This is a genomic window from Parasalinivibrio latis, from assembly GCF_036825535.1.
Lineage (GTDB): Bacteria > Pseudomonadota > Gammaproteobacteria > Enterobacterales > Vibrionaceae > Parasalinivibrio > Parasalinivibrio latis.
Map to the genome: position 1 here is coordinate 3,076,723 of NZ_CP098812.1, position 13,134 is coordinate 3,089,856.

The window sequence follows — 13,134 nt, forward strand, 5'->3', positions numbered from 1 at the left end:
CTCTACGCACAGACCCTCAATGACAATGTCTATGAGGGTGATGAGACCATCAAGATCCGCGCAGCGGTTATTGGCCGCCAGGGCTGGGTCACCTCTGAAGCTGCGGACATCACGGATGAAGCCGACAAGCCGGACGTTACCACTATCACCCGCCTGCAAGATGGCGTAGAAGGCGGACAGTGGGCAGGTTGGACACTGAACCTGGACAAGACATCCACATCTAATAATACCGTGACAATCCGTGTAAATGACGGCTTGCACGATGCCACCTTCAATCAGGACTACACCGGTGTCTTCCATATCTACAATGGCAGCACCAGAATCGGCTCTGTAACCCTTAACGGTTCCAACGGCTGGACATCCAACTTTACGGTACCGGCTGGCGTGAAGGCGCTTAAGGTTTATGCTCAACCAAAAGACGATGCCACTTACGAGGGCAACGAAAGCATCAAGTTCCAGGCTACAGCCTCCGGACAGGGCAGTTGGGTGACCTCTGCGGCTGCTTACATCACCGATGAAGCCGATATGCCTCAGTGGCAAATTGGCAATACCTCTGTTGCTGAAGGCGGCTATCTGGTTTGGAATGTATCCCTGCACACCCCAACCAAAGCATCAAGCTGGACCTCGATTGATTTCGAGAATATCACTACCTCCGGTGATACCGGTTCGTGGCAGGTCTCAGTTGATGGCGGCCAAACTTGGAATACGACGATTTACTATGGCAATAAGATCTCTGTTCCTGCGGGTAAATCCGGCTTTAAGGTTCGCCTCAAAACCAATGATGACAACATCTACGAAGGCAATGAAACTATCCGACTGAAGGTCACTGAATCAGCAGGCTCAAATGGTAATGACCAGGGTGTCGTTTTCACCACCAGCACAGCTATTGGTACCATCACCGATGCTGCGGACAAGCCTTACGTAAAATCTGTTTCCAATGTCACAGCAAATGAAGGTGACAGCGCATCCGTGACAGTCAGCTTGAGCAATGCGTCGACGTCTACCACACGCGTTTGGGTTGATGCATACGGAGGGACAGCAACCGAAGGAACAGATTTCAACACCAAAGATCTGTGGGTCAACTATGGCAGTGGCTGGACTAAAGCTTCCGGCGATTTCAGCCGCGGTAACTGGATAACAGTGCCTGCCAACAAGACCTCCTTCCAGGTGCGTATGGCGACTACCGAAGACGGTACCTATGAGGGCAACGAGTCCTTTACTATCCGCGCCAAGGCGGAAGGACAGTCCGTACTGAAATCCGGTACCGTCACCATTGCCGAAGATGAAGCGGCTCCTAAAGTAGCCTCAATTGAGCATCTGCGTGACGGCGTCGAGGGAGGCACCTCCCCTGGCTGGACGCTGAACCTCAACAACCCATCTGATACAGCAACCACGGTGCGCCTGAATTTCAATGATTACTATCATCAAGCAGACCACGGTGCTGACTACTCAGGACGTGTGTACGTCTACAACCTCTCCGGCCAGAAGATCGGGGAAGTGGTACTGAATGGCTCCAACAGCTATCAAGCTAACATCACGGTACCGGCCGGCCACAACGGTGTGCGCCTCTACGCCCAGACCCTCAATGACAACGTCTACGAGGGTGATGAGACCATCAAGATCCGCGCGGCTGTTATTGGCCGCCAGGGTTGGGTCACCTCTGAAGCTGCGGACATCACGGATGAAGCCGACAAGCCGGAAGTTACCACTATCACCCGCCTGCAAGATGGTGTAGAAGGCGGACAGTGGGCAGGTTGGACACTGAACCTGGACAAGACATCTACATCTAATAACACCGTGACAATCCGTGTAAATGACGGCTTGCATGACGCCACCTTCAATCAGGACTACACCGGTGTCTTCCATATCTACAATGGCAGCACCAGAATCGGCTCTGTAACCCTTAACGGTTCGAACGGCTGGACATCCAACTTTACGGTACCGGCCGGTGTGAAGGCGCTTAAGGTTTATGCTCAACCAAAAGACGATGCCACCTACGAGGTGAAAGAAAGCATCAAGTTCCAGGCCACTGCCTCCGGACAGGGCAGTTGGGTGACCTCTGCGGCTGCCTACATCACAGATGAAGCCGATATGCCTCAATGGCAAATTGGCAATACCTCTGTGTCTGAAGGCGGCTATCTGGTTTGGAATGTATCGGTACATACAGCAACCAAAGGTAACTCCTGGACTGAAGTAAACTTTGCCAACGGCTCCGGCGAAATAGGCAAAGACACGGCCAGTGGAGGTTATTTCCAGGCATCGTATGACGGTGGCAAAACCTGGGGAGCGACCAAGTACTACGGCGATATGCTTATTGTCCCTGCCGGTACCAAGAGCTTTAAGGTTCGTCTGGCTACTACAGAAGACTCAGTCTATGAGGGCAACGAAACTGTCACCATCAAGGTTACTGAACACGGTGGCTCAACCGGTGTAGTTAAAACCACTACTACTGCGACTGGTACTATCAACAACGATGATGCTGCACCGCGAGTTGCGTCAATTGAACACCTGCGTGACGGCGTGGAAGGCAGTACCACCCCAGGGTGGACACTCAAGCTTAATAACCCATCCCAAACGGCAACAACGGTACGCCTGAATTTCCATGACAGTTACCATGAAGCAGACCACGGTAGCGACTACTCAGGCCGGGTATATGTCTACAACTTGTCCGGCCAGAAGATTGGGGAAGTGGTACTGAACAGCTCCAACAGCTATCAGGCGAATATTACTGTCCCTGCCGGCCATTCCGGGGTACGCCTCTATGCCCAGACCCTCAATGACAATGTCTATGAAGGTGATGAGACCATTAAGATCCGGGCTGCTGTGATAGGCCGCCAGGGCTGGGTCACATCAGAAGCTGCGGACATCACGGATGAAGCCGATAAGCCTACCTTGAGTCTGGTTGACACGAATTCTTACAGCCAGGTTAACGAAGGCAACTGGGCTTACTTCAAACTCAGACTCAGCAAGCAGGTTGATCAGGAAGTAGAAGCCAAAGTAAGCGTCTACACCGGCTCCGGGTCATATGTGTCTAATAAAGACATGGGTAATTACCAGTACTGGAATGGTTCAAAATGGGCTGAATTTGAAAGCGGCAGACCATTGACCTTTGCAGCCAACCAGACTGAAATTCAGCTCCGCGTGAAACCCATAAACGACAACATCTCTGACGGTAACAAAACACTGCTTCTAAGGGCACAGCCTGCTTCAGGTGAAACCCATATCGGCGGAGGACAGGTTTCTGACACAGTAACCGTTATCGACAAGGGTTACCGGAATATGAGTAACTCAACGGGTGGTCACGTCCATTGGCATGCCGACGGCAGCAATAAAGAGTGGGTAACAGGAAACGGCTGGCGCAGTGGAGAGAAAGTTGAATTGATCGGCCCAGACGGCAGAACTTACACCGTATGGGCTGACAACAGCGGGAACTTTACCAAGAGCGGGTATGACCTATTCACTAAGGACGGGATCCTCACAGCGAAAGGTAAGACCTCAGGCCACGTTGATACCATCACCATTGCACCGAGTCTCACACCTATCGTGCTGGATTTGGACGGCAACGGTATTGATACCAGCAGTGTAATGACCGACAGCGTTAACTTCGATTTCGACGGCGATGGCGTAAAAACCAAAACCGGTTGGATATCAGGCAATGATGGCCTGCTGGTCCGGGATATCAACGCTGATGGGGTAATCAATGATGGCTCAGAGTTGTTCGGCTCTGACACCCGCCTTGCTGATGGAAGCCTTGCTCAGGATGGCTATGTCGCACTCTCCCAACATGATTCCAACGCAGACGGTATCATCAATAAGGATGATGCAATCTTTGATGAACTGAAGGTTTGGGTAGACACCGATCACGACGGTGTTACGGATGAAGGGGAGCTGCTTAGCCTTGATGAGGCAGGGGTCGCATCTCTCAACCTCAACGCAGAGGATGGCGATGAGTACAGCTCAACCAACCGACTGGGCAAAGTGTCTGACTACACAACAACTGACGGGGAAACCCGTGATATGGCAGATGTGTGGTTTGCAAATGAAGGCGCCGAAAATGACTCCCTGATTCAGAACAACATGATTAGTGGCCTCGGTGACGAAGAGCTTACCTGGCACAGTGCTGATGTTGAAGGTATCGCGGTTTCTGACACCGTTATGGACTTTGTAGTTGGTGAAAGCAGATTGGATCTTACCGACCTGGTAAAAGATAAAAATGAGCAAATCCTGGATGCAGATCAGGTAGACATTTTTGACCGGGATGGATCATTGGTACTGCGTGTAGATACCGATGGAGACCATACCTGGAATCAGGAAATCATTCTTCAAAATGTCACATTAGATGATATCACCGATGAAAACGGTGTTATCAAAAATGGCATACTTGAGGATGAAAATGTTAAGCAACTGTTTGAAAATGCTGTGAGTACGGATATAGTAAACAATACTCATATCCCATTGGAAGACCCAGTGCAGGATTACCTGTGATGGGTTTCCCATCTCGTAAGAGATTCAACGTTGATGTACCTCGACCTGCAAGGATAGGTAACAAACAGTGAGAGCTGCAGAAAACATGAAACCTCAGTGGAGCATTCCAGCCTCCGTACAAACCACTGAGGATCCACTTCTGGACTGCCTGGTGCTCCTTACTGAGCACTATGGCACACCTTGCTCCAGTGAAGCACTGGTTGCAGGTTTACCGATGTCCGGAGCCCGACTTTCACCTGATCTCTTTCCCCAGGCATCTTCACGTGCGGGATTAACCTCCCGCCTGATTCGTAAACCACTGGATAACATCAGTCCCCTGCTGTTGCCCTGTGTACTTTTACTGAAAGATCAGAAAGCCTGCCTGCTAAGGGAATTTGACACCACCAACAACCGGGCAGTAATTCAATTACCTGAAAATGGGGGTGAAACGGAACTTCCCATAGAGGAGCTTGAAGCCCTTTATGTGGGTTATGCATTACTAGTCAAAAAGCAGTACCGAGGGGATCAAAGTGTTGATCTCCACCAGCACAATACCAAAGGGCACTGGCTGTGGTCGATGGTCAGGGACGCAAGCCCTATCTACAGGGATGCGCTGATTGCATCAGTAGTCGTTAACCTTTTTGCACTGGTTTCCCCGCTGTTCATGATGAACGTGTACGACAAAATCGTACCCAACCTGGCTTTTGAATCCTTGTGGGTACTCGCCAGTGGTGCTGCTATTGCCTTCTTTTTCGACTATATCCTGCGAAATCTCCGGAGTTCACTGATCGATATTGCCGGCAAAAAGATCGATATCATTGTCTCATCCCGGCTGTTCGCAAAAGCAATGGGAATGCCGCTTGAAAAACGTTCCCCCAGTGTCGGAGGCATGGCAAAACAGCTTAGTGAATTCGACAGCGTGCGGGATATGCTGACGTCCGCAACAATTACTGCGCTGGTCGACTTACCCTTTGCGGTAATGTTTCTGTTCATTATCTATGTAGTCGCAGGTGACCTTGCGGCGGTTCCTCTCGTTTCTGGCCTCTTTATCCTTGGCTACACATTTGCGATCCAGCCAAAGCTCAGGGCTGCTATCGAAGAAAGTAACAAATATGCCAGCCTGAAAAATGGCCACCTGATTGAGAGCCTTACAGCAATTGAATCGATCAAAGCCAACGTCGCAGAAGGCATCGTACAGAAAACCTGGCAACAGATGATTGCCCACACAGCGAACTGGAACTTAAAGGTTAAAAAAATCTCCCAGTCAGTTTCCTACCTGGCAACCTTTGTCACTCAGCTGACCTCAGTGGGTGTAGTGATTTTTGGGGTACACAGGGTTGCTGATGGGGATATATCAATGGGTGGCATTATCGCGGCAGTAATGCTTTCCGGGCGTGTTGTCTCGCCAATGGCCCAGCTTGCAAGCCTTTTGACCAGAGGTAACCAAACCGCCAGCGCCCTTCGTCAACTCAACACCATCATGAACGAAGAGGACGAGTTTGCAGACAAGGGACACCTAATCAGCCGTAAACGGCTTACCGGTCACCTCCAGTCCGATAACATCTCATTCAGCTACCCCAATACTGAAAAGCCTGTGCTGTACCCAAGCTCATTTACTATCAAAGCAGGGGAAAACATTGCCATTATTGGTAAAAATGGCTCAGGAAAAACCTCCGTATTAAAAATGCTTGCCGGGCTCTATCAGCCTTCCCAGGGAAGCCTTCGTTTTGATGGTGTGGACAGTAAGCAGATTCACCCGGCAGACCTGCGCCGCAATGTAGGATATATGCCTCAGGACATCACGCTTTTCCACGGCTCCGTTCGGGACAACATCCTGTTCGGTACACGTCAGGTGACGGAACACCAACTTATTCGCGCGGTTCAACTCTCCGGTGTCGGGCAATTCACCTCTCAGGACTCTGAGGGGTTGGATAAAGAAGTGGGAGAACGTGGTGAAGCACTCTCTCGCGGTCAGCGGCAGGCTGTTGCACTCGCCCGAGCCATTCTGAATGACCCCCCTATCCTCCTGATGGACGAACCAACCGCCAGTATGGATGCCTATGCCGAAAAGCAATTCATGCACGCAATGGATCGTGTCAGCCAGGATCGCACCATGATCATGGTCACCCACAAAATGTCTTTGCTGAAACTGGTAGACCGCATCATTGTTCTGGAAAAAGGCAGGATATTACTTGATGGTCCCAGAGACAAAGTCCTGAAGGAACTCAGCAAAGGCATAAACGCTGCTGAAGCACGTCAGAAGAAGGCTTCGCATGACTAAACGCCTGAATGCCAACGAACTTGAAATGACCGATGATGTATACGGTGCCATGATGATTTCAGCACCTGTACGCTACCGGATTATTATATGGGCACTGGTTGCCATGGTAGGGGCATTTGTTGCTTGGGCAGCCGTATCCTCTCTCGATCAGGTGACACGGGGAGACGGTAAAGTCATCCCCTCCTCCCAGGTACAGGTTATACAAAGCCTGGACGGCGGTATTCTCCAGGCGATGTACGTTAAAGAAGGCATGATCGTCACAGAAGGCCAGCCTCTGGCGCGTATCGACGATACCCGTTTCCGCTCAGATGTCGCCCAGCAGGAAGAAGAAGGTTCCAGTCTGGAAGCCAATATACTTCGAATGCAGCAGGAGTTGGCCAGTATCGAACTGGCGCCTGTATCCCAGAACTGGCGTGAACAGATTCGGGTAAAAAAAGCAGATTTGGTTTTTCCTTCCGAACTGATTGCAGATGAACCAGAACTGGTGTCCCGCCAACGGCTGGAGTACGAAGGCCGCTTGGATGATTTGAACAATAAACTTGAGATTCAGGCTCGCCAGATCCTGCAAAAACAGCAGGAAATCCAGGAGCTGAAAACCAAAATCCAAACACTGAAAAATAGTTCGAAATTGGTTTCTCGTGAGCTAGAGCTTACCAAACCCCTGGCTAAAAAAGGGATAGTGCCAGAAGTTGAATTGCTTAAATTACAACGCCAGCTAAATGATATTCGTGGGGAAATTTCAGCCCTTCAACAGATGCAGCCCAAAGTAAAAGCCGGGCAGGATGAAGCCATTCTCAAGCGCAGGGAAGCCGTGCTGGCGTTCAACAACGAAACCCGCGCCAAGCTGAACGAACTGCAAACCAAGTTATCCCGCCTAAACCAGGCAAAAGTGGGCTCACAGGACAAAGTGAACAAAGCTGTTATCACCTCCCCGGTAAACGGCACCATCAAGACAATTCATATCAACACGCTGGGGGGCGTCGTACGCTCCGGTGAAGACATTGTGGAAATTGTCCCCACCGAAGACCAGCTGCTTATCGAAGCAAAAATCCAGCCGAAGGATATCGCTTTTCTTCACTCCGGGTTACCTGCCGTAGTCAAAGTAACCGCTTATGATTTCACCCGCTATGGGGGCTTGAATGGCACGCTGGAGCATATCAGTGCTGATACGACCCAGGATGAAGAGGGCAACAGTTTCTATCTGGTCAGAGTCAGGACAGAGAAGTCGAATCTGACCCGAAAAGACGGTACTCCAATGCCAATTATCCCCGGCATGTTGACCAGTGTGGACATCATTACCGGGAAACGCACCGTGTTGGATTACATCCTCAACCCGATTTTAAGAGCAAGAGACACTGCGCTGAGAGAGCGCTGATGTTATCCGTGAGATGTGCAGGAGAACACAATGAATCACGTCCGTAAGGTGTTTAAGGGAAGTATGGCTGCATTGGCTGTGTCATGTGCAGTTGCAACACCAACAGCCTGGGGCCAGACACTTGAACAGGCTGTAGCGCAGACCCTGGATTCCAGCCCTGAACTTCGTCAGGCATTCAACGCTTTCAAAGCAACAGAAGAACAGATTACCCAAGCGCGCAGTGGTTATTTGCCAACTGTTGACCTGACTGCAGGCTATGGTTGGGAGCAAACCAACAGCCCCGCAACCCGGGCTGCTGGCGACGGAGATGTAGAACTTGATCGAGGTGAAGCCGGTATCAGCATCCGCCAGATCCTGTTCAATGGTTTCCAGACAACCAGTGAAGTGGGCAGAACCCGGATGGAAGCAGGCTCGGAGTTTTGGTCGCTCCTGGCCTCTGCCGAGGACAAAGCCCTGGATGTGGTAAAAGTCTACCTGGGTTACTTGCAGGCCAAAGAGGTGGTATCCCTTTCCGAGAAAAATCTTGAAAGCCACCAGGAAATTTACGACCAAATTAAGCAGAAAACCGAATTTGGCCTTGGTTCAACTGCTGACCTTTCCCAAATAAGCGGACGCCTTGCCAGGGCAAAATCTAACCTTGTCTCTGCCCGAAATAACCTTATGGATACGCGAAGCCAGTATATCCGTACGGTTAACAGCCAACCGGAAGACATGATAATCCCGGTACCAGATGCAGATATGCTGCCAGCCAGCCTGGATGATGCACTGGCTCTTGCCCGTAAAAACAACCCGGTAGTCAAAGCATCAGGAAAAGACATTGAAGCTGCACAGTACCAACGGGAGTCTGCCGAATCTAACTACTACCCCGAAGTATCTTTAGAGCTAAACGGCAACTGGAATAACGATATCGGCGGTACCGGTGGGCACAACAATGACCTGCAGGCAATGGTCAGGGTTCGATACAACCTGTTCAATGGCGGACGTGATACAGCACGTGAACGTGAAACCGCGTATAGGGTCGGTGAAGCAAGGGAACTGAACCACCGTACCATGCGGGATATCACCGAAGGTACAACGCTGGCATGGAATGCACGCACCAATCTTCTCGAGCAGTTGGGTTATATCAAAGAGCATGTTATCGCCTCTAAGGAAACCCAGAGTGCCTACAACCAGCAATTCAGGCTGGGACAGCGCACCCTGCTGGATCTCCTCGATGCAGAAAATGAACTGTTTGAGGCCCGCAAAGACTACATTGCATCTGAATTCGATGAACTGACGGCCCAATACCGAATTCTTAACGCAACCGGACAACTGCTGTCATCACTCAGGGTTGAAACACCTGAAGCTTGGCAAAGTGATAATGAGTACTGACAAGGACAATCCCTATGAAGCAAGCCCTGATTTTCATTTTTACCCTGTCATTGCTCGGTTGTGCCGGGGACGACATTGTCACCCTGCCGGATAACCATCCTCAGGCTAACGATCTGCGTGACCTGGACCGGGATGGTGTTATCGAAGCACGTGAACAGTGTGATGACACCCTGACAGGCGCACTGATTAACAATTACGGCTGCAGTGATGCAAGAGAGATCAGTAAGCGCATCAAACTTAACGTTTTGTTTGCCAATAACTCCTCTTATGTCCAGCCGAGGTTCTACACCGACATTGAGAGCCTGGCTGAATTTATGGAGTCCTATCCGGGAACCAGCGTAGTCATTGAAGGGCATGCCAGTGCTTTAGGCGCCGCGGCAGCAAACCAAACTCTATCCCAATCCAGAGCTGAAGCGATAGCAAGGGTCTTAACCGGGACATTTGGTATTGCGAAATCTCGGGTAAGTGCAAAAGGATACGGTGAAAGCCGTCTGCTTGATGAGTCAGATACCCCAGAGGCTCATGCCAAAAACCGCCGGGTTGTGGCAGATATCAGTGGCAGCAATACGTCCACCAATATGAAGTGGACGATATACAGTGTCGACGATGAAACCTAAAAATAACGCCCAAATTGCGGGAAAACAGAATTAAAAAGGCCAGGTGGACCACACGATGACTCTGATTAACAAAATAAATCTCGTCGTTGTTAGTATTTTGCTCCTGATGTGTGGGCTGCTTGGCTATGTTCAGTTTGATAATAATTTGCGGTTTCTAGAAAAAGAGTTAGAAAGCCTGGCAAATACCTCTATACGCCATCTGGATGTCGCACTGGTACCTATACTTGAGAGCGGTGATACGGAAAAAAGTGATACTCTTTTAACCACTATAATGGAAGATGGCTCCCTCAGTGCTGCAAAACTGGTATGGCTGTTGGATGGAAAGCAACAATCCTGGCAAATTGAGAATATCGAAACCCAAGCACCTGAGTGGTTTGTATCTCTGGGGTTGATCGCACCGGTATCCGTTTCTACCACAGTCAGTTCCGGCTGGATTGAACTGGCAAATCTCAGTATTACCATTTCGCCAGCTAAAGCTTATGAAACGCTGTGGCGTCTTTCCCTGCCATTTCTGGCGCTGACTACTGCTACGATTTTAATCGTCAGCGTTTTTGTCCGAATATTCACCCGCAAAATTCTCTCCCCAATTTATGCGATATCAGAGGAATCAAAACGCATTGCCAGGCTAGAGTTTTCCACCCAACTCCCTCTTCCCAAAAGTGGGGATCTAAGAGAGCTGACCAACGCTTTCAACAGTATGTCCCGGCAGCTCAGCCAGCTATTCGATACCCTTAATGAGGAAGTACGGAAACTTCGGGAAAAGACCCTCTATGATTCAGTCTCCGGCCTGCCTAACCGTACTTTTTTTACTCGCAGGATGAATAGCTGGATGGATGACGAAACCGGGGGCGTGATCATGTTTCTTCGCCTTAACTGGCTTGAACTCCTAAACCAGAGATACGGTTTTCAGGTTAGGGATGACAGTTGGAAACTGCTTGCCAAAGGTATCACCGGTATTTTGAGTTCCTCTCCGGATGCAACCGTGGCCCGTCTCAGCCACAACGAGGTTGCCATCTTGATTCCCGGTGCGGATGATGCTGAAACCCGGCGAATCCTCCAGGTATTGATTCGCCTCCTAAACAATGAAGTGACCCAGAGTGGCTTACCTGTCAGTGACAGTTTTGCAATAGGGCTGGTGAACCGCACAGATGAGAAAACCCCTTCTGAATTACTGTCAAAAGCAGACAATGCAGTTCAGGAAGCGGAAGAAAAAGGAGAGACCTTCCTTTTTGCAGACAGCGGTAAGCACCTGAGCAAAGAACAGTGGCGGGCAACCCTGACTGAAATTATCGAAAGCGGAAATTTACGCCTTCAATGGCAACCGGTAATCTCTACATCCGATGGCAGCATTCTTCATAAAGAAATATTTGCCCAGGTGTTGCTGGATGACGATTTTGTACCAGCAGCCCAGATTTTGAACAACCTCGAAAGGTTTTCCCTTGGCAGCAGCTTTGACCAGCTTGTGGTCACTATGACGGTGAAAGCCATTGTCAACCTCGCACCAAGTTCTCCAATTTCAATTAATCTCACCGCAGACAGCATTAAAGATACCACTTTCACTACCTGGCTTTTGCAAACCATCAAACGTCACAGGATTGAAAGTTCGGTTTACTTGGAATTGAACGAGATGGTTGCCTACCGCTCACCAGAAACGGCACATCGTTTTTGCAGCCTTATGAAGAAAAACAATATTCGCTATGGCATTGATCAGTTTGGCAGGCAGTTAGGTTCTGTCGCTTACCTCAAGCGACTCCGACCTGATTTTGTAAAGCTCGACCAGTCTTTCAGCTTCGATGAGGGTGATGAAAGCAATGCTCTGATGCTGCTGCCAATGATCAATATGGCAACCAGCCTGGGAATTGAAGTAATTGCGACCGGCATCCAACACTCTGAGCAATTATCAAACTTTAAAGAGATGAAACTTGGTGGATACCAGGGCTATATCATGCCGCCTGAACTCATTTCAGACGGCGCTGATGAGGAAGATAAAAAAGCGTCTTAAATCAGAAAAGATATGTCATGATCAACGCATCTTCTTTCCCCTGTTTTGCAGGGTAATAGCCGATACGGCGGTCAATTTCGTTAAAGCCCGTAGACTCATAAAGCCTGGCCGCCCGGATATTGCTGGCTCTGACCTCCAACCAAGCCTCCTCCCCACCCATGATTTCCGACTTTTCAAGGAAGTTATTCAGCAGTGCTTTACCTATCCCCTTTCCCTGACAGTCCGGTGAAACCGCTATATTGAGTAGAGTTGCTTCACCTGCGACACACTGTCCGTAATAATATCCGGCAACTTTTCCGTTGAGCATTGCCACCTGATTAAAACCAAACCTTCCCGGAGCCTGCCGGATAAGATTTTCACTCCATGGCCAACCATGAGCGGCCTTTTCTATTTGGTACACCTCATCCAGATGCGTCTCAGCCATAGGCTGGAAATCAATTTTCATACTGCTTTATCTGCTGCCAAAGATATTTCTTGGCTTGATTGTCATTATGCATTGCCGAAATGGCAACGGAGTGCAACACACGGGTATTTTTAAGGACTGTACGCTCCGTTTCCTCAAGCTCATGTCCGGTCACCCAGCACCATGCCAGTGTCTGAAAAGCCAAATGAGGTAATGCAGCCCGAGGCAAACACAGAGCCTGCTCAGTTTTCAGTTTCATTGTCGCCAGAATCTTCCCGAACAGCTCAACATCCTTTTCAGTCAGCAAGTCATCAGTGATCAGCAACAACTGACATTGTTCAGGCAGGTCCACTTTTGTTTCAGCCATCTCGGCGTAAAGCTGCGGGTTGCGAACATCCCACGCAGGTATGCCCATCTCTTCAAGCTGAGCCAACTCTTTTTGTGTCAGGCCAACAGGTATTGATGCCATTCAAAACTTTCCAGTTTGGGTTTCAGGCTTCTTTCCAGTACGGAAAAGAAGGAGTGAGGGAATGCTAGCAAATAAGGCTGGTATCTAAAATAGTCTCCCCCTGGCTATTCCAGTCTTCGACATATCCACCAAAGAAAATTCCGCACACAAAT

General features: G+C 49.7%; 8 protein-coding genes (1 of these 8 only partly in view). 6 read left to right on the forward strand and 2 right to left on the reverse strand.

What is annotated here, in order from left to right; all coding sequences use genetic code 11:
* The 6 genes from NF212_RS14090 to NF212_RS14115 form a co-directional block, all read left to right on the forward strand.
* Nucleotides 1-4,485, forward strand: the final stretch of a protein-coding gene (locus NF212_RS14090; RefSeq protein WP_434356668.1) for an Ig-like domain-containing protein. 22,725 nt of this gene lie to the left of the window's left edge; the window shows 4,485 of its 27,210 coding nt (coding positions 22,726-27,210); its start codon lies beyond the left edge, outside the window; it ends in the stop codon at nt 4,483-4,485.
* A gap of 85 nt (nt 4,486-4,570) precedes the next feature.
* Complete coding sequence (locus NF212_RS14095; protein WP_434356670.1) at nt 4,571-6,745, forward strand: type I secretion system permease/ATPase; 2,175 nt, start codon at nt 4,571-4,573, stop codon at nt 6,743-6,745.
* The gene (locus NF212_RS14100) at nt 6,738-8,120 is read left to right on the forward strand and encodes an HlyD family type I secretion periplasmic adaptor subunit (protein ID WP_434356672.1); all 1,383 of its coding nucleotides are present in this window, start codon (nt 6,738-6,740) and stop codon (nt 8,118-8,120) included. The genes NF212_RS14095 and NF212_RS14100 overlap by 8 nt, the downstream gene beginning before the upstream one ends.
* A 30-nt stretch (nt 8,121-8,150) precedes the next feature.
* Entirely contained in the window at nt 8,151-9,491 is a 1,341-nt protein-coding gene (locus NF212_RS14105; RefSeq protein ID WP_434356674.1) for a TolC family outer membrane protein, read from the forward strand.
* A gap of 14 nt (nt 9,492-9,505) precedes the next feature.
* Entirely contained in the window at nt 9,506-10,108 is a 603-nt protein-coding gene (locus NF212_RS14110) for an OmpA family protein (RefSeq protein ID WP_434356676.1), read from the forward strand.
* A gap of 55 nt (nt 10,109-10,163) precedes the next feature.
* Nucleotides 10,164-12,110, forward strand: a complete 1,947-nt coding sequence (locus NF212_RS14115) for a bifunctional diguanylate cyclase/phosphodiesterase (protein WP_434356678.1) — start codon at nt 10,164-10,166, stop codon at nt 12,108-12,110.
* 1 nt (nt 12,111) lies between these two features.
* Here the strand turns inward: NF212_RS14115 and rimI are convergent, their stop codons facing one another.
* Both rimI and NF212_RS14125 read right to left on the reverse strand, forming a co-directional pair.
* Entirely contained in the window at nt 12,112-12,555 is a 444-nt protein-coding gene (gene rimI, locus NF212_RS14120; protein ID WP_434356680.1) for a ribosomal protein S18-alanine N-acetyltransferase, read from the reverse strand.
* A complete protein-coding gene (locus NF212_RS14125) occupies nt 12,545-12,982 on the reverse strand; it encodes a DNA polymerase III subunit psi (protein ID WP_434356682.1) in 438 nt (145 codons plus the stop codon). Before NF212_RS14125 ends, rimI begins: the two co-directional genes overlap by 11 nt.
* Between the last annotated feature and the right edge of the window lie 152 nt (nt 12,983-13,134).